The organism is Pseudomonas sp. ADAK13, from assembly GCF_012935715.1.
In the GTDB taxonomy this organism is placed as follows: domain Bacteria; phylum Pseudomonadota; class Gammaproteobacteria; order Pseudomonadales; family Pseudomonadaceae; genus Aquipseudomonas.
On sequence record NZ_CP052860.1, the window covers coordinates 5,708,639 to 5,726,862 of the forward strand.

The window sequence follows — 18,224 nt, forward strand, 5'->3', positions numbered from 1 at the left end:
CGGTGGCGTCAAGGGGAGTACTCCAATAGGGGAATTGGCCGCCTTATACAGAGCGTTTAAGTTGGCCGTCAGTCAGCGAGGAACATACCCCGCGTCGCTTTGCCTTTTCGTTTCTGCCTCAAACCAAGAACAATCAAGAGGATAACGATATGAGTGCTCCTTCCACGCCCGACGGCGTGCTGAAACCCACCCTCAGCGTGTTCGATGTGGTGGCCATCACTGTCTCGGCGGTGACGCCGGCCAGTTCGGTATTCGTGATTGCGCCGTTTGCGATCCAGCAGGCCGGCAGCGGGGTGTTCCTGGCCTTTGTGATGGCCGCGTTGCTCGCGCTGATGTTCGCCTTTTGCTACGCCGAACTCGGCCGCGCCCACAACAGCGCGGGCGGCGAGTACGTGTACGCCAAGCGGGTGTTCGGCGGCATGGCTGGCTACGCGACGTTTCTCACTGTATTGGTGATGTTGCTGTTTATCCCGCCGGTGCTGGCCACTGGCGCGGCGACGTACCTGAATAACGCCCTGGGCACCACATTCGACTCACAAACCGTGGCTCTGGTGATAGTGGTGTGCAGCTACGCCCTGGGTATCCTGAATATCAAGCTGAATGCATGGATCACCGGCACCTGCCTGCTGCTGGAAGTGGCGGCGTTGCTGGTGATTGTGTTTATCGGCTTCGGTAACGCGGTGCAGCCGGTCAGCGTGTTGTTGCAACCGCAAATCGTCGAAAACGGCGTGTTGCACCTCGCACCCTGGGCGCTGGTAATCGGCGCGGTCGGCATCGGCCTGTTTTCGTTCAATGGCTACGGCCCGGCGGTGTTGCTGGCGGAAGACATGAAGTGCGGCGGCAGGGGCGTGCACAAGGCGGTGTTGTGGTCCCTGGGGCTGGTGGTGGTCATCGAACTGGTGCCGATCACCGCGCTGCTGATCGGTGCCCCGTCCCTCAGCGCGATGATCAGCAGCCCCGACCCGATTGGCTACCTGCTGACCAGCCACGGCAATGAAACCCTGTCGCGGCTGGTGAGTGCCGGGATCTTCCTGTCGGTGTTCAACGCCATCGTCGCCATCGTGATCCAGATTGGCCGGGTGGTGTTCAGCAGCGGCCGCGATGCGCTGTGGACGCCGACCATCAACAAACTGTTTACCCGGATTCATCCGCGCTGGGATTGGCCGTGGTTGGCTACGCTGTTCCTGGCGATTCCTTCGGCGTTGCTCAGCTTCAGCTCCAACCTGGCGGACCTGACGTCCTTCAGTGTGCTGCTGATCATGCTGGTGTACCTGATCGTCGCGCTGAGTGCGCTGATGAGTCGGGTCGTGCTGCGTGACCGTGAGCACCCGTATCGCATGCCGTTGTGGCCGGTGCCGGCCTTGATGGCGGTGCTGGGCGCCGGCTACCTGTTGGTGACCCTGGCGATTGCCGCCTCGGTTCGCGACATCATGATTATCATCGGCCTGCTGGCGCTGTCGGTGATCCTGTATTGCATCAGTGGCCGGTTGAGTCCGGCGTTTCAGAAATTGTAAGGAGTGGTTATGCGCGCACGTCAAATGGGCATTACGTTGGGACTGGGTACGCCCGGTGAGTTGAATGCCATCACCGACGTTCCAGGGGTACGGGTCGGCCACAGCACGCTCAAGACCCGTATCGACGGCAAACAGGTGCGTACCGGCGTGACGGCGATCCAGCCGAGGGCCGGTGCAGCACGGCACCAGCCCTGTTTTGCCGGCTACCACGTGCTCAACGGCAACGGCGATGCCACCGGCCTGGAATGGATCAGCGAGTCGGGGTTGCTGACCACGCCGTTGGCTATCACCAACACCCACAGCATCGGCATCGTGCGCGACACACTGATCGCCCTGGAGCGCGAAAGCCTGGCAGACCCGGCGGTGTACTGGTGCATGCCGGTGGTGATGGAAACCTACGACGGTTTGCTCAACGACATCTGGGGCCAGCACGTCGGCCCGGAGCATGTGCGCGAGGCGTTGGCCAACGCTGAAACCGGGCCGGTGGCGGAGGGCGCCGTGGGCGGTGGCACCGGGATGATCTGCCACGAGTTCAAGGGCGGCATTGGCACCGCTTCGCGGCGGCTGCCGGCGGAGCAGGGCGGCTGGACCGTGGGCGTGCTGGTGCAGGCCAACCATGGCAAACGCCAGGAGTTGCGGGTGGACGGTTACCCGGTAGGCCGGCAGTTGATGGACATCCCGTCACCGTTTGCCGATCGCGGTACACCCGGTATGGGCTCCATTGTGGTGATCATCGCCACCGATGCGCCGTTGTTACCCCATCAATGCCAGCGCCTGGCGCAGCGGGCGTCCATCGGCATTGCACGCACCGGCGGCGGCACCGAAGATTCCAGCGGGGACCTGTTCCTGGCGTTCGCCACCGGCAATCAGGATTTGCCGGTGGCCGATTACGGGCGCAAGGGTTTGCCCCTCAGCACGCGGCTGGACATGGTCAATAACGACCACATTTCGCCGTTGTTCAGCGCGGCGGCGGAGGCCGTGGAGGAAGCGATCATTAATGCGATTCTGGCCGGCGAAGAAATGACCACCGACCACGGTGTGCGGGTACCGGCACTGGATGCGCAAACACTCCTGCCGGCACTGCGCCAAACCGGCTGGCGCGATCAATAAATAGATTAAGTCTTGTCCCGGTAATACGGGACAAGTACTAAGATGGTGGCCATTCACTACTAACAATGACACGGTGACACTTTCTTAGTGCACCTCAATCAATACTTTGGATCCATTCCTCGCAAAACCACTTTAGCGGTATTTAATATTTAAATAGTTGTCTTTTTATAAGTCGCTACTAGCCAGCGTTTGCAGGAATTATTCGCCGCGCCATGTTTTGCCCCGCAAAAATAGCGCTGGACGAATGATTTCAAGTTGTGTCAGTTTTCTTTCGCCTTCAAAAGGGGCGAGTGATAGGACTTACTCGCCAGAGTGGGTTCTATCGGACAAAAACTGTTCCACTTGCAAACAAGGAAGTACGTTTATGTCAAAAGTAAAAGACAAAGCTATTGTATCGGCGGCTCAAGCAAGTACTGCCTATACGCAAATCGATAGCTTTAGCCATCAATACGACCGCGGCGGCAACCTCACGGTCAATGGCAAACCCTCGTTCACCGTTGACCAGGCCGCAGACCACCTGCTGCGTGAGAACGCCGCGTATCGGGACGTGGATGGCAACGGCAAGATCGACCTCACCTACACCTTCCTGACTTCGGCTTCCAACGCGACCATGAACAAACATGGGATCACCGGGTTCAGCCAGTTCAACACCCAGCAGAAAGCACAGGCCGTACTGGCCATGCAATCCTGGGCGGATGTGGCCAATGTCACCTTCACCGAGAAAGCCTCGGGCGGTGATTTCCACATGACCTTCGGCAACTACAGCGGCGGCCAGGACGGCGCAGCAGCCTTTGCCTACCTGCCGGGCACCAACGCCAAGTACAACGAAAGCGGCCTTGATGGCACTTCCTGGTACCTGACCAACAGCAGCTACACGCCGAACAAAACCCCGGACCTGAACAACTATGGCCGGCAGACCCTGACCCACGAAATCGGCCACACCCTGGGCCTGGACCACCCTGGCGACTACAACGCCGGGACCGGCAACCCTTCGTACAAAGACGCGGACTATGGACAGGACACGCGTGGCTACAGCGTCATGAGTTACTGGAGCGAGAGCAACACCAACCAGAACTTCAGCAAAGGCGGGGTAGAGGCTTACTCGTCCGGCCCGCTGATCGACGACATTGCCGCGATCCAGAAGCTCTACGGCGCCAACTACAACACCCGCGCCGGCGACACCACCTACGGCTTCAACTCCAACACCGGGCGTGATTTCCTCAGCGCCACTTCATCGGCCGACAAGCTGGTGTTCTCGGTGTGGGACGGTGGCGGCAACGACACCCTGGACTTCTCCGGTTTTACCCAAAACCAGAAGATCAACCTCAATGAGACCTCGTTCTCCGACGTTGGCGGCCTGGTGGGCAACGTTTCCATCGCCAAGGGCGTGACCGTGGAGAACGCTTTCGGCGGCTCGGGCAACGACCTGCTGATCGGTAACGCCGCCGCCAACATCCTCAAGGGCGGTGCCGGCAACGACATCATCTACGGCGGTGGCGGGGCAGACCAGTTGTGGGGCGGCGCAGGTTCGGACACTTTCGTGTTCGGGTCCAGCTCGGATTCCAAGCCGGGTGCGGCCGACAAGATCTTCGACTTCACCTCGGGTTCGGACAAGATCGACCTCACCGGCATCACCAAAGGTGCAGGCCTGACCTTCGTCAATGCCTTCACCGGTCACGCTGGCGATGCGGTGCTGTCCTACGCCTCGGGCACCAACCTGGGCACCTTGGCCGTGGACTTCTCCGGGCACGGAGTGGCGGATTTCCTCGTCACCACCGTCGGCCAGGCAGCGGTCAGCGACATCGTGGCCTGATACACGGGTAAAGGAGGGCGGCGCGCACGCGCTGCCCTCTGCCCTTGCGTCCACCCCTTGAACGGGCGATGGTGATGACGTTATTTCGCACTACAGTGGCCTGGGGTTTCCAGGCAATGCTTATGTCGGCAGGAGCCTCAGCAATGGCAAACAGTCTGGTTTTACCTACGTCGGCGCAACTGGCCGGGCATTGGGCGCTGCACCAGCAGGAACAGGTGTGCGCGCTGGACTTGATCGAACAAGCCAACGCGCTCGGCGGGGATGTAGCGTGCGCCGGACAATGGCTGGGGGAAGCGCCCGTTAGTTGGACGCCGACTCCCGACGGTATTTGGTTGATGAATGCCGAAGGCACGGGCATTACACATTTGAATCGCCAGAAAGAAGGCGAATATGAAGGGCGCTCCAAATCTGGCGCGGTGTTGTTATTACAACGCGCACCTTAATAGTTCGTTATAACGATATAACCCGATTTTAATGTTTGCCCGCCCTTTAATGGGGCGCCGGGCAAACTATTGCGCGTCATTCGGCTCAGGGAAGATCAGGCAACATGGCGAAGACCACTCCCGTTGCACCACTGTTTAAAGCACTCGGTGATTACAAAAGTATTCTGATCAGTATTGGCTGCTTCACCGCATTGATTAACGTATTGATGCTGGTGCCGTCGATTTATATGTTGCAAGTCTACGACCGCGTGCTGTCGTCCCAGAACGAAACCACCCTGGTGATGTTGACGCTGATGGTGGTGGGCTTCTTCGCGTTTATTGGCGTGCTGGAGGTGATCCGCAGCTTTATCGTGATTCGCATCGGTAGCCAGTTGGAGCGGCGTTTTAACCTGCGGGTGTACAAGGCCGCCTTCGAGCGCAACCTGCAACGGGGCGAGGGCCACGGCGGCCAATCCCTGGGGGATTTGACCCACATCCGCCAGTTCATCACCGGGCCTGCACTGTTCGCGTTTTTCGATGCGCCGTGGTTTCCGATTTATCTGTTTGTGATCTTCCTGTTCAACGTGTGGCTAGGGGTGTTGGCCAGCGCCGGGGCCGTGCTGCTGATCGGGCTGGCGTGCCTCAACGAGTACCTGACCAAAAAGCCCCTGGGCGAAGCCAGCGGGTATTCCCAGCAATCCACCCAATTGGCTACCAGCCACCTGCACAACGCCGAAACCATCCAGGCCATGGGCATGCTGGGTGCGTTGCGCAAGCGCTGGTTCAAGGTGCATTCGCAGTTTCTGGGCTTGCAAAACAAGGCCAGCGACACGGGCTCGATCATCAGTTCCCTGAGTAAATCCCTGCGCCTGTGCCTGCAATCCCTGGTGCTGGGCCTGGGCGCATTGCTGGTGATCAAGGGCGACATGACCGCCGGGATGATGATCGCCGGTTCGATCCTGATGGGTCGGGTATTGAGCCCCATCGACCAGTTGATTGCCGTGTGGAAGCAATGGAGCTCGGCCAAGCTGGCCTACCAGCGCCTCGACAACCTGATGCGCGAGTTCCCGCCCCAGGGCGAACAGATGGCCTTGCCGGCGCCCAAGGGCAATGTGAGTTTCGAGCAGGTCAGCGCCGGCCCGCCCGGGCGTCGTGTGCCGACTTTGCATCAGGTCAGCTTCAACCTGACGGCCGGTGAAGTGCTCGGCGTGCTGGGCGCCTCGGGCTCCGGCAAGTCGACCCTGGCCCGTGTGCTGGTGGGCGTGTGGCCCACCCTGGCGGGCACCGTGCGCCTGGACGGTGCTGACATCCATCGCTGGGACCGTGACGACCTCGGCCCGCATATCGGCTATCTGCCCCAGGACATCGAGCTGTTCAGCGGCAGCATCGCCGACAACATCGCACGCTTTCGCGAAGCCGACCCGCAGTTAGTGGTGCAGGCCGCCCAGCAAGCCGGCGTGCACGAACTGATCCTGCGTTTGCCCCACGGCTACGACACCGTGCTCGGCGACGAAGGCAGCGGCCTGTCCGGTGGCCAGAAACAACGGGTCGCCCTGGCCCGCGCGTTGTATGGCGGCCCGCGGCTGATCGTACTGGATGAGCCCAACTCCAACCTCGACACCGTGGGCGAAGCCGCCCTGGCCAGCGCGATCATGCAGATGAAGGCCCAGGGCAGCACGGTGGTGCTGGTGACGCACCGCTCCTCGGCGTTGGCACAGGCCGACAAGCTGCTGGTGCTCAACGAGGGCCGCTTGCAGGCCTTCGGACCCAGCCAGGACGTGCTGCGGGCACTGTCCGGCCAGCAGGAAGCACCGCGAGAAAAGACCGGGGTCAGCCTCAGCCGTCAGTATCAAGCCGGAAGGAATCCAGGCGCATGAGCAGCGACAGCAGCATTCAAATCAACCGCGATTACGAACAGGCTCACCCCGAACATGGCGCACGTTTCTTTGCCCGCATGGGCTGGCTGCTGACGGTGGTCGGCGCCGGTGGTTTCTTCCTGTGGGCCAGCCTGGCGCCGCTGGACCAGGGCATTCCGGTGCAGGGCACCGTGGTGGTCTCGGGCAAGCGCAAAGCCGTGCAAACCCTGAGCCCCGGTGTGGTCAGCCGGATCCTGGTGCGGGAAGGCGAGGCAGTGAAGCAGGGCCAGCCGCTGTTCCGCCTCGACCAGACGCAAAACCAGGCTGACGTGCACTCCCTGCAAGCCCAGTACCGCATGGCCTGGGCCAGCGTGGCGCGGTGGCAGAGCGAGCGTGACAACCAGTCGACGATCACCTTTCCGGCGGAACTGAGCGGTAACCCGGATCAAGCCCTGGGCTTGGTTCTGGAAGGCCAGCGCCAACTGTTCAGCAGCCGCCGCGAAGCCTTTGCCCGGGAACAGGCCGGGATTCGCGCGAACATCGAGGGCGCCACTGCCCAACTCAACGGCATGCGCCGCGCCCGCAGTGACCTGACCGCCCAGGCCCAATCCCTGCGCGACCAGTTGAACAACCTGCAACCCTTGGCCGACAACGGCTACATACCGCGCAACCGACTGATGGAGTACCAGCGGCAGCTGTCCCAGGTGCAACAGGACCTGGCGCAGAACACCGGCGAAAGCGGGCGGGTGGAGCAGGGCATTCTTGAATCGCGGCTCAAGCTGCAACAGCACAGCGAGGAGTATCAGAAGGAGGTCCGCAGCCAACTGGCCGACGCGCAACTGCGCAGCCTGACCCTGGAGCAGCAACTGACCTCCGCGGGGTTCGACCTGCAGCACAGCGAAATCAACGCCCCGGCCGATGGCATCGCGGTCAACCTGAGCGTGCACACCGAAGGTGCCGTGGTGCGTGCCGGTGAAACCCTGCTGGAAATCGTGCCCCAGGACACTCGCCTGGAAGTGGAAGGGCGCTTGCCGGTGCACCTGGTGGACAAGGTCGGCACCCATTTGCCAGTGGACATCCTGTTCACCGCCTTCAACCAGAGCCGCACGCCCCGGGTGCCGGGGGAGGTGAGCCTGATTTCTGCCGACCAGATGCTCGACGAAAAAACCGGCATGCCGTACTACGTGCTGCGCACCACCGTCAGCAGCAGCGCCCTGGAGAAACTCCATGGCCTGGTGATCAAGCCAGGCATGCCCGCCGAGATGTTTATCCGCACCGGCGAACGCTCTTTGCTCAACTACCTGTTCAAGCCGCTGCTGGACCGCGCCGGCTCGGCGTTGACCGAGGAATGAACATGAAACCGATGTTCATCGCCTTGCTACTCGCCTGCAGCAGCGCCCAGGCCGCCATGGGCCCGTTTGATGTCTACGAACAGGCCCTGCGCAACGACCCGGTGTTCCTCGGCGCCATCAAGGAACGTGACGCCGGCCTGGAAAACCGCACCATTGGCCGCGCCGGTCTGCTGCCCAAACTGTCGTACAACTACAACAAGGGCCGCAACAACTCCCAGGCCACCTTGCCGGACGGGCGCGGCGGCAATTATCACGACGACCGCAACTACAACAGCTACGGCTCCACCTTCACCCTGCAACAGCCGCTGTTCGACTACGAAGCCTATGCCAACTACCGCAAGGGCGTGGCCCAGGCGCTGTTCGCCGACGAGAGTTTTCGCGACAAGAGCCAGGCGTTGCTGGTGCGGGTGCTGACTTATTACACCCAGGCCTTGTTTGCCCAGGACCAGATCGACATTGCCCGCGCCAAAAAGAAGGCGTACGAGCAGCAGTTTCAGCAGAACCAGCATTTGTTCCAACAAGGCGAAGGCACCCGTACCGATATCCTCGAAGCCGAATCCCGTTATGAGCTGGCCACCGCCGAAGAAATCCAGGCGCTGGATGAGCAGGATGCTTCGCTGCGGGAGCTGGGTGCGCTGATCGGCGTGCAGAGCGTCAACATCAACGACCTGGCGCCACTGAACCCGGGGTTTGCCGCCTTCACCCTGACGCCAGCCAACTACGACACCTGGCACGAACTCGCCCTGACCAACAACCCGACCCTGGCCTCGCAACGCCAATCCCTGGAAGTGGCGCGCTATGAAGTGGAGCGCAACCGTGCCGGGCATATGCCACGGGTAACTGCCTATGCCAGTTCGCGGCAGCAGGAATCCGACAGCGGCAACACCTACAACCAGCGCTACGACACCAACACCATTGGCGTGGAAATCAGCATGCCGCTGTATGCCGGTGGCGGGGTCTCGGCCTCCACCCGCCAGGCCAGCCGCGCCATGGAACAGGCCGAGTACGAGCTGGAAGGCAAGACCCGCGAAACCCTGATCGAACTGCGTCGCCAGTTCAGCGCCTGCCTGTCAGGCGTCAGCAAGCTGCGCGCCTACCAGAAGGCCCTGGCCTCGGCCGAAGCGCTGGTGGTGTCGACCAAGCAAAGCATCCTCGGCGGCGAGCGGGTCAACCTCGATGCGCTGAACGCCGAACAGCAGCTGTACAGCACCCGTCGCGACCTGGCCCAGGCGCGCTACGACTACCTGATGGCCTGGACCAAATTGCATTACTACGCAGGCAACTTGCGCGACACCGACCTGGCCAAGGTGGATGAGGCGTTTGGCCCTATGAGCCGCTGATGCCTGGATGAGTATTGCCGGGTGCAGGGGACTTTTGGGGTGGGGGAGCTTGCTGTGGCGAGGGAGCTTGCTCCCGCTGGAGTGCGCAGCGCTCCCGCTTTTTTTGGGGCCGCTACGCAGCCCAGCGGGAGCAAGCTCCCTCGCCACAGGAGGCAGCCTCGCTACAGGTATTTCAACAATAAGAAAAAGGACTCTTCATGATCACCGATTCACCTCGCTTCAAACCCTTCACCGCAGGCTCCTTGCTGCTGCTGTCCGTGGCGGCCCACGGGCAGTACCTCGAAACCGGCAAACCGGGCGATCCCGCCAGTTGGCGTTCGGCCGAGTTCCAGAGCGACTGGGGCCTGGACCGGATGAAAGCCAACGAGGCCTACGCGGCCGGCATCACCGGCAGTGGCGTGAAGATCGGCGCGCTGGACTCGGGTTTTGACCCCAACCATCCCGAAGCCTCAAAGGACCGTTATCACGCGGTCACCGCCAGCGGTACCTACGTCGATGGCAGCCCGTTCAACACCACCGGCGCCCTCAACCCCAACAACGACTCCCACGGCACCCATGTGACCGGCACCATGGGCGCGGCCCGTGATGGCGTGGGCATGCACGGCGTGGCGTACAACGCGCAGATCTACGTCGGCAACACCAATGCCAACGACAGTTTCCTGTTTGGCCCCACACCGGACCCCCAGTACTTCAAGGCGGTGTACAGCGCCCTGGTGGATTCCGGCGTGCGCGCGATCAACAACAGCTGGGGCAGCCAGCCCAAGGATGTCAGCTACCAGACCCTGGGCGACCTGCACGCGGCCTATGCCCAGCACTACAACCAGAACACCTGGCTCGACGCCGCCGCCGATGTGGCCAAGGCCGGGGTGATCAACGTGTTCAGCGCCGGCAACAGCGGCTATGCCAACGCCAGCGTGCGTTCGGCCTTGCCGTATTTTCAGCCTGGGCTGGAAGGCCACTGGCTGGCGGTGTCGGGCCTGGACAAGGCGAATAACCAGAAATACAACCAGTGTGGCATCGCCAAGTACTGGTGCATTTCCACGCCGGGAGCGTTGATCAACAGCACCATTCCCGAGGGCGGCTACGGGGTGAAATCCGGCACCTCGATGTCGGCACCCCATGCCACCGGAGCACTGGCACTGGTGATGGAACGCTACCCATACCTGAACAACGAGCAGGCCTTGCAGGTGTTGTTGACCACGGCCACCCAGCTTAATGGCGCGGTCACTGACGCACCCACCACACAGGTCGGCTGGGGCGTGCCGGACCTGGACCGGGCGATGCACGGGCCTGGGCAGTTGCTGGGCCCCATGACGGTCACGCTGGCGGCCGGGCAGGGCGATGTGTGGAGTAACGCGATCTCCGACAAGGCGCTGATCCAGCGTCGGGCCGAAGACAGCGCCGAAACCCTGGCCTGGCAGCAAACCCTGCGCGACAGGGGCTGGGAAAACGGCGTGGGAGCCGGTGCGAGTCAGCAGGACCAGACCGACTACGCCGTTGGCACCGCCCGGGCGGCGGCAGCGGCCCAGCGTATCTACGAAGGCAGCCTGACCAAATCCGGCGCGGGCAGCCTGATCCTGACGGGTGACAATACCTACCGTGGCCCCACCACCGTCAACGGTGGCCGGTTGGCGGTGAACGGCTCACTGACTTCTGCGGTGACGGTCAATGACAGCGGCACCGTGGGCGGCGCCGGGCGTATTGCGGCGTTGCAGGTGAATAACGGCGGCACCGTGGCGCCGGGCAATTCCGTGGGCACCTTGCAGGTGGCCGGGGATGTGAACCTCGCCGCCGGCTCCACCTATGCAGTCGAACTCACACCCATCCGCAGCGACCAGATCGTCGCCACCGGCAAGGCTACCCTCGGCGGCGGTGCCGTGACCCTGGCCCTGGAAAACAGCCCGACCCTGCTCAGCCAGCAGCAGGCCGAGAGCCTGGTGGGGCGCCAGTACACCATCCTGCAGGCGGCGGGCGGAATCCAGGGCCAGTTCGGTGCCGTGTTGCCCAACTACCTGTTCCTGGGCGGCACGCTGGACTATGCCGCCAACGGCGTGCAACTGGCCATTGCCCGCAGTGACGCGAGTTTTGCCAGTGTCGGCGCCAGCCGTAACCAGCGCTCGGTGGCGGCCGCCGCCGAGCAACTGGGCGCCGGCAACCCGGTGTATGAAAGCATCCTGCGCTCGGACTCACTGGCCACCGCACAACAGGGCTTCCAGCAACTGTCCGGGGAAATCTACCCGGCCATCGGCACGATGTTGATCAATGACAGCCGCCAGGTACGTGACGCCGTGGGCGAACGCCTGCGCCATACGCCGGTGGCCGGTGAAAGCAACGTGTGGGTCAAGGCGCTCGGCAGCTGGGGCAAGACCGACAGCCGCAGCGAAACCGCAGGCTACACCAGCTCCCTGGGCGGCATGCTGGCCGGCGTCGACGGCGCCCTGGACGAGCAGACCCGCGTTGGCCTGGTGGCGGGTTACAGCGACAGCTCCCTGAACATGGGCAGCGGCACCCATTCCTCGGCGTCCATCGACAGCTACCACCTCGGCGCCTATGCCGGGCATGAGCTGGGCAACTGGCGGCTGAGCGTCGGTGGCGCCTACAGCTGGCATCGCGGGGATGTGAAACGCGACTTGCAGTACGGCGAGGTCAGCGGCAAGCAGAAGGCCAAGCTGGATGCGCGCAGCGCCCAGGTATTTACCGAGGCAGCCTACCGCTTGAACGTGCCAGCGGTAGCGCTGGAGCCGTTCGCCAACCTGGCCTACGTGCACCTGGACAACGAACGCTTTCACGAGAAAGGCGACGCCGCCGCACTGGCGCGTGGCAGTGACAGCCGCGACGCGGTGCTGAGCACTCTTGGCCTGCGGGCGTCGAAAACCCTGGCCCTCAATGACCGGCAGCAACTGGACGTATCCGGTTCGTTGGGCTGGCAGCACAGCCTGAGCGCCGTCGAATCCGAGGAGCACCTGGCGTTTGTCGCCGGTGGGCCGTCGTTCGCGGTGCAAAGCTCGCCGCTGATGCGCGATGCGGCGCTGGTGGGGGTGCAGGCCAGCCTGGCGTTGAGTAAAAGCACGCGGGTCAACCTCGACTACACGGGCCAGTTGGCTGGCCGGGAGAAAATCCAGGGCGTGGGGTTGAGCCTGAACTGGCAGTTCTAAACGGTACGCCACCTTCATGCAGGAGCGAGCTTGCTCGCGAAAAACCTGAACGCAGCACAGTTATCCAGAAAGCCCGAGTCATCGTTAACGACCATCGCGAGCAAGCTCGCTCCTACAAGGAAGTCCACCGTGAAAACAACAAAACGAGGGTTTCAATCCGCCATCCCGACAGGCCCGGGCTACCCGCTCAAGGCCCTGAGTGGCGTGCCATACGGCGCGTTGCTGTGTTGCCTGGCCAGCCTGGGTACCGCCCAGGCCGCACCCTACGTCGAAACCGGGAAACTGGGGGACGCTGCCAGTTGGCGCAGCAATGAGTTCAAGGCCGATTGGGGCCTGGGCGCCGTGCATGCAGACGCTGCCTACGCCGCCGGCTACACCGGCAAAGGCGTGAAGCTGGGGATCTTCGACCAGCCGGTGTACGCCCAGCACCCGGAATTCGCCAGCCCCGGCAAAGTGGTCACGATCGTGACCGAGGGCATCCGCCAATACACCGACCCGTACATCCCGGTGAAGGCCGGGGACGCCTTTCGCTACGACGGCACGCCGTCCCTGGGCTCCAACGGCAAGCTCGGCAACCACGGCACCCACGTCGGCGGCATTGCGGCGGGTAATCGCGACGGCGGGCCGATGCATGGCGTGGCGTTCGATGCGCAAATCATCAGTGCCGAAAACGGTGACCCGGGCCCCGAAGACGGGATCATCCTGGGCAACGATGGCGCGGTCTACAAAGCCGGTTGGGACGCGTTGGTGGCCAGCGGTGCGCGCATCATCAACAACAGCTGGGGCATTGGGATTGGTGACCAGTACGCCAAGGGCGGGCGTGATCCGGCGTTCCCCAACTTCACGGTCAATGAGGCGCAGGCCCAGTTCAATAATATCCGGCCGATCCTCGGCACGATCGCCGGCGGTGCCTATCAGGGTGCGATCGATGCGGCCCGCAGCGGCGTGCTGACGATCTTCGCCGCCGGCAACGACTACAACCGCAATAACCCGGATGCGATTTCGGGCCTGGCGTACTTCGTGCCGGAGATCGCACCCAACTGGTTGTCGGTGGCGGCCTTGCAGCAGAACCCCGACACCACCAGTGCCGACCCGTACGTGATTAGCACCTTTTCCTCTCGCTGCGGTTATGCCGCGAGCTTTTGCGTCGCGGCGCCCGGGACCAAGATCTACAGCTCGGTGATCAACGGCACCACCCTGGAAAACCTGACCACCGACTACGCCAACTTCAACGGCACTTCCATGGCTGCGCCCCATGTTGCCGGCAGTGCGGCGGTGTTGATGGAGCGCTTCCCGTACATGAGCGGCGACCAGATTTCCACGCTGCTCAAAACCACCGCGACCGACCTCGGCGCACCGGGCATCGACTCGCTGTACGGCTGGGGCATGATCAACCTGGGCAAGGCCATCAACGGCCCGGGGATGTTTGTGACGGCTGAGGATATTCCGGCCGAGTTTCGAATCGACGGCGCCTACGGCTCCGGCCAATTCGTCGCGGACCTGCCAGGGATGGGCGCCGTGGTGGATGCCGGTAAACCGACCCAGCGCCTTTGCACCGACGTGCATTGCGGGCTGGACGTGTGGAGCAACGACATCGCCGGGCATGGCGGCCTGACCAAGCAGGGCATTGGCGCGCTGGTGCTGACCGGCACCAACACCTACAGCGGCCCGACCCTGGTCAACCAGGGGTTGCTGGCAATCAATGGTTCGATCACCTCCGACGTCACCGTAGGCAGCAGCGGGGTAGTGGGTGGTTCCGGGCACATCGGTTCACTCACCGCCAACAGCGGCGGTACCGTGGCGCCAGGCAATTCCATTGGCACGCTGAACGTCGCGGGGGATGTGAGCTTCGCAGCCGGCTCCACCTATGCGGTGGAGCTGTCGGCCACCAACAGTGATCGCATCGTCGCCGGTGGCAAGGCCACCCTCGGCGGCGGCACGGTGACCCTGGCCCTGGAAAACAGCCCGACACTGCTGACCCAGACCCAGGCCGAAAGCCTGATCGGTCGCCAGTACAACATCCTTCAGGCCGCCGGCGGCATTACTGGCAGCTTCGGTTCGGTGCTGCCCAACTACCTGTTTCTCGGCGGCACCCTGAACTATGCCGCCAACGGTGTGCAACTGGATGTGGCGCGCAACGCCAACACCTTCGCCAGCGTGGCGGTCACGCCGAATCAACGCTCGGTGGCAGCCGCTGCCGAACAGTTGGGCGCCGGTAACGCTGTGTATGAAAGCCTGTTGTCGGCGCCGAATGCGGCGTCGGCCCAGGGTGCATTCCAGCAGCTGTCCGGGGAAATCTACCCGGCGCTGGAAACCGCGCTGGTCAATGACAACCGCTACCTGCGCGAAGCCGTGGGCGAGCGTTTGCAGCAAGGCGAAATGGGCGCATCGACCGAGACTATCGACAGCCGCGGCAACGTTTGGGTCAAGGCCCTCGGCGCCTGGGGCAAGACCGACAGCCGCAGCGACACGGCAGGCTACACCACCTCCATCGGCGGCATGCTGGCGGGTGTGGACGGCGCGCTGGACGAAGACACCCGTTTGGGCCTGGTGGCGGGCTACAGCGACACGTCGCTGAACATGGGCAGTGACACCCACTCCCGCGCATCAGTCGACAGCTATCACCTGGGTGCCTATGTCGGGCACGAGATCGGCGCCTTGCGTTTGAGCGGGGGCGCAACCTACAGCTGGCACCGTGCCGATGTGAAGCGCGAGCTGCAATACGGTGAAGTCGCCGGCAAGCAAAAAGCCAAGGTCGATGCCCGCAGTACCCAGGTGTTTACCGAAGCGGCGTATCGCCTGAACTTGCAACCCCTGGCCCTGGAACCGTTCGCCAACCTGGCGTATGTGCACCTGGATGCCGACGGGTTTACCGAGAAGGGTGATGCGGCGGCGTTGAAGGGCGGGAATGACAGCCGCGACCTGGTGTTGAGCACCCTGGGCGTAAGGGCGCTGAAAACCTTGAACGTGAGCGACCACCAGCAACTGGAGCTTTCCGGCACGCTGGGCTGGCAGCACAACCTGAGCAGCGTCGACTCCGAACGCCACCTGGCATTTGCATCGGGCAGCCCATCGTTCTCCGTGGAGAGCTCGCCGATGGTGCGTGATGCAGCGCTGGTGGGCGCAAGGGTCAGCCTGGCGCTGAGCAAGGACGCGAAGGTGAATCTTGATTACAACGGCCTGCTGGCCAGCAAGGAGAAAGTCCATGGCGTCGGCTTGAGCCTCGACTGGGCGTTCTGAAATACCGTTGTTTGGCTTTCTCGACAATTCCAACAAAAGAGAGGCAATACCATGGGTGTCTTTGACTATAAAAACCTCGGGACCGAGGGCTCCAAAGCGTTGTTCGCCGATGCCATGGCGATCACGTTGTACTCCTACCACAACCTGGATAACGGCTTTGCCGTGGGCTACCAGCACAACGGTTTTGGCCTGGGGCTGCCGGCGACCCTGGTGGGCGCGTTGCTGGGCAGTACCGATTCCCAAGGGGTGATTCCGGGGATTCCCTGGAACCCCGATTCGGAAAAGGCCGCCCTCGATGCGGTGCACAAGGCCGGCTGGACGCCCATCAGCGCCAGCACCCTGGGCTACGGCGGCAAGGTGGATGCGCGGGGCACGTTCTTCGGTGAAAAAGCCGGCTATACCACCGCTCAGGTGGAAGTGCTGGGCAAGTACGATGGTGACGGCAAGTTGCTGGAAATCGGCATCGGTTTTCGCGGCACCTCCGGCCCCCGGGAAACCCTGATCAGCGATTCCATCGGCGATTTGGTCAGTGACCTGCTGGCCGCGCTGGGGCCGAAGGATTACGCGAAAAACTACGCGGGCGAAGCCTTTGGCACCTTGCTCAAGGATGTCGCGGCGTATGCCGGCAGCCATGGGTTGACGGGCAAGGACGTGGTGGTCAGCGGCCATAGCCTGGGGGGCCTGGCGGTCAACAGCATGGCCGACTTGAGCGGCAATAAATGGTCGGGGTTCTACAAGGATTCCAACTACGTGGCCTACGCCTCGCCGACCCAGAGTGCCGGCGACAAGGTGCTGAACATCGGGTATGAAAATGACCCGGTATTTCGCGCCCTGGACGGTTCGTCGTTCAATTTCTCGTCCCTGGGCGTGCACGACAAGCCCCATGAGTCGACTACCGACAATATCGTCAGCTTCAACGATCACTATGCGTCGACGCTGTGGAATGTCCTGCCGTTTTCCATCGTCAATGTACCGACCTGGATCTCCCATTTGCCCACGGCGTATGGCGATGGCTTGACGCGGGTGCTGGACTCGCAGTTCTACGACCTGACCAGCCGGGACTCGACGATTATCGTGGCCAACCTGTCGGACCCGGCCCGCGCCAATACCTGGGTGCAGGACCTTAACCGCAACGCCGAGCCCCACAAGGGCAACACGTTCATCATTGGCAGTGACGGTAATGACCTGATTCAGGGCGGCAAGGGCGTGGACTTCATCGAGGGTGGCAAGGGCAATGACACGATCCGCGACAACAGTGGGCATAACACCTTTTTGTTCGGAGGGCAGTTTGGGCAGGACCGGGTGATCGGCTACCAGCCCACCGACAAGCTGGTGTTCCGGGACGTGGAGGGCAGTGCTGACTGGCGTGATCACGCCAAGGTGGTGGGGGGTGATACGGTGCTGAGTTTTGGCGCGGACTCGGTAACGCTGGTTGGGGTTGGACTGGCCGGGGTTTGGGGCGATGGAATTTCCATCAGCTAAATAGCGCTGCTGTTGTGGCGAGGGAGCTTGCTCCCGCTGGACTGCGCAGCAGGCCCGTTTTTTGGGGCCGCTTCGCGGCCCAGCGGGAGCAAGCTCCCTCGCCACGGGGTTAGTCAGCGTCTGGGGAGGGGTTATCTCCAGTAGTGGCCGTGGTTCCAGTACGGGCGATGGGGTTGGCCGTAGCCGTAGCCGTAGTAATGCCCGCGTGGCCAGTAGCCTCGCGGGCCGTAGCCATAACCCCAGTGGCCGTAGTAGCCGGGAGGAGGCGGTTGCACGATCACCACGCGCGCTGGCGCCTGGCGGATGATGAGGGTGTCGGCAAACACCGGCGTGCTCGCCAGCGCAGCCCACATCACGGGAATGAGTAGCAGAGCGCGCACCGCTCGGGACATGAATGCCATGGCCATGGTTCTCCGTCGTACCGCTTTCGAAGATGAAGGCGGTTGATCGGTTAAACGCGGGGGCGGTGGAAATCCTTCGGTAAAATTTTGTTTATTTTGCCCATGCCAAAAAAAACCGCGCATTTGCGCGGTTTTTTTTATTTCTCCTTGATCACGGTCGCGACGTCGGCGGCCTTGACCCGTATGTGCTTGCCGGCGATGTCGGTGAATTCGTAGAAACCATCCGCAGTCTTCGCGTTCGGCACATCCCTGGTCAAATATTGGGTGCCGTTCTGCAACGTCACTACGGTTTGCGTGGAGCAACCGGCCAATACCAGCATCGTCAACATACCCAGTGCCAGACCCAAATTCTTCATGCTCATAACCCTTACCCTGACCCTTCGAAAACCCCGCGCCTGAGCGGTCGGGGGAGACACATTTAATGTGGCTGACAGCCATCTGATCATTATTACGCAAAAAGTTGCGTGTGCCTTTGATCTATTACCGATTGCAACAGCCGGCCGGGGACGGCACTCTGTATGCATAACCAGTGTTTGATC

At 62.4% G+C, this 18,224-nt stretch carries 12 protein-coding genes; 10 read left to right on the plus strand and 2 right to left on the minus strand.

Annotated elements, in window-relative coordinates:
• Window positions 1-149: 149 nt before the first annotated feature.
• The 10 genes from HKK54_RS26325 (at window position 150) to HKK54_RS26370 (ending at window position 17,284) form a co-directional block, all read left to right on the plus strand.
• Window positions 150-1,514, plus strand: coding sequence for an APC family permease (locus HKK54_RS26325; protein ID WP_169388340.1), 1,365 nt, complete (start codon window positions 150-152; stop codon window positions 1,512-1,514).
• A 9-nt stretch (window positions 1,515-1,523) separates the two neighbouring features.
• The gene (locus HKK54_RS26330; protein ID WP_169388341.1) at window positions 1,524-2,624 is read left to right on the plus strand and encodes a DmpA family aminopeptidase; all 1,101 of its coding nucleotides are present in this window, start codon (window positions 1,524-1,526) and stop codon (window positions 2,622-2,624) included.
• 364 nt (window positions 2,625-2,988) lie between these two features.
• Window positions 2,989-4,437, plus strand: a complete 1,449-nt coding sequence (locus HKK54_RS26335; RefSeq protein WP_010169402.1) for a serralysin family metalloprotease — start codon at window positions 2,989-2,991, stop codon at window positions 4,435-4,437.
• 74 nt (window positions 4,438-4,511) lie between these two features.
• Window positions 4,512-4,880 (plus strand): AprI/Inh family metalloprotease inhibitor, encoded by a 369-nt coding sequence (locus HKK54_RS26340; protein ID WP_169388342.1) that lies wholly within the window; start codon window positions 4,512-4,514, stop codon window positions 4,878-4,880.
• A 104-nt stretch (window positions 4,881-4,984) separates the two neighbouring features.
• Entirely contained in the window at window positions 4,985-6,736 is a 1,752-nt protein-coding gene (locus tag HKK54_RS26345) for a type I secretion system permease/ATPase (RefSeq protein ID WP_169388343.1), read from the plus strand.
• On the plus strand, window positions 6,733-8,067 hold the full coding sequence (locus HKK54_RS26350) for an HlyD family type I secretion periplasmic adaptor subunit (RefSeq protein ID WP_169388344.1): 1,335 nt from the start codon (window positions 6,733-6,735) through the stop codon (window positions 8,065-8,067). Before HKK54_RS26345 ends, HKK54_RS26350 begins: the two co-directional genes overlap by 4 nt.
• Window positions 8,068-8,069: 2 nt before the next feature.
• Complete coding sequence (locus HKK54_RS26355) at window positions 8,070-9,407, plus strand: TolC family outer membrane protein (RefSeq protein WP_169388345.1); 1,338 nt, start codon at window positions 8,070-8,072, stop codon at window positions 9,405-9,407.
• Between the two features lie 197 nt (window positions 9,408-9,604).
• The gene (gene eprS / locus HKK54_RS26360) at window positions 9,605-12,562 is read left to right on the plus strand and encodes an autotransporter serine peptidase EprS (RefSeq protein ID WP_169388346.1); all 2,958 of its coding nucleotides are present in this window, start codon (window positions 9,605-9,607) and stop codon (window positions 12,560-12,562) included.
• Window positions 12,563-12,691: 129 nt separating this feature from the next.
• Complete coding sequence (locus HKK54_RS26365; protein WP_169388347.1) at window positions 12,692-15,802, plus strand: autotransporter serine protease; 3,111 nt, start codon at window positions 12,692-12,694, stop codon at window positions 15,800-15,802.
• Between the two features lie 51 nt (window positions 15,803-15,853).
• Window positions 15,854-17,284, plus strand: coding sequence for a polyurethane esterase (locus HKK54_RS26370; RefSeq protein WP_169388348.1), 1,431 nt, complete (start codon window positions 15,854-15,856; stop codon window positions 17,282-17,284).
• Between the two features lie 131 nt (window positions 17,285-17,415).
• Here the strand turns inward: HKK54_RS26370 and HKK54_RS26375 are convergent, their stop codons facing one another.
• Both HKK54_RS26375 and HKK54_RS26380 read right to left on the minus strand, forming a co-directional pair.
• The gene (locus tag HKK54_RS26375) at window positions 17,416-17,685 is read right to left on the minus strand and encodes a hypothetical protein (RefSeq protein ID WP_169388349.1); all 270 of its coding nucleotides are present in this window, start codon (window positions 17,683-17,685) and stop codon (window positions 17,416-17,418) included.
• Window positions 17,686-17,822: 137 nt separating this feature from the next.
• Window positions 17,823-18,047: a YgdI/YgdR family lipoprotein gene (locus HKK54_RS26380; protein WP_010169379.1), complete on the minus strand. Its 225-nt coding sequence runs from the start codon at window positions 18,045-18,047 to the stop codon at window positions 17,823-17,825.
• Window positions 18,048-18,224: the final 177 nt, after the last annotated feature.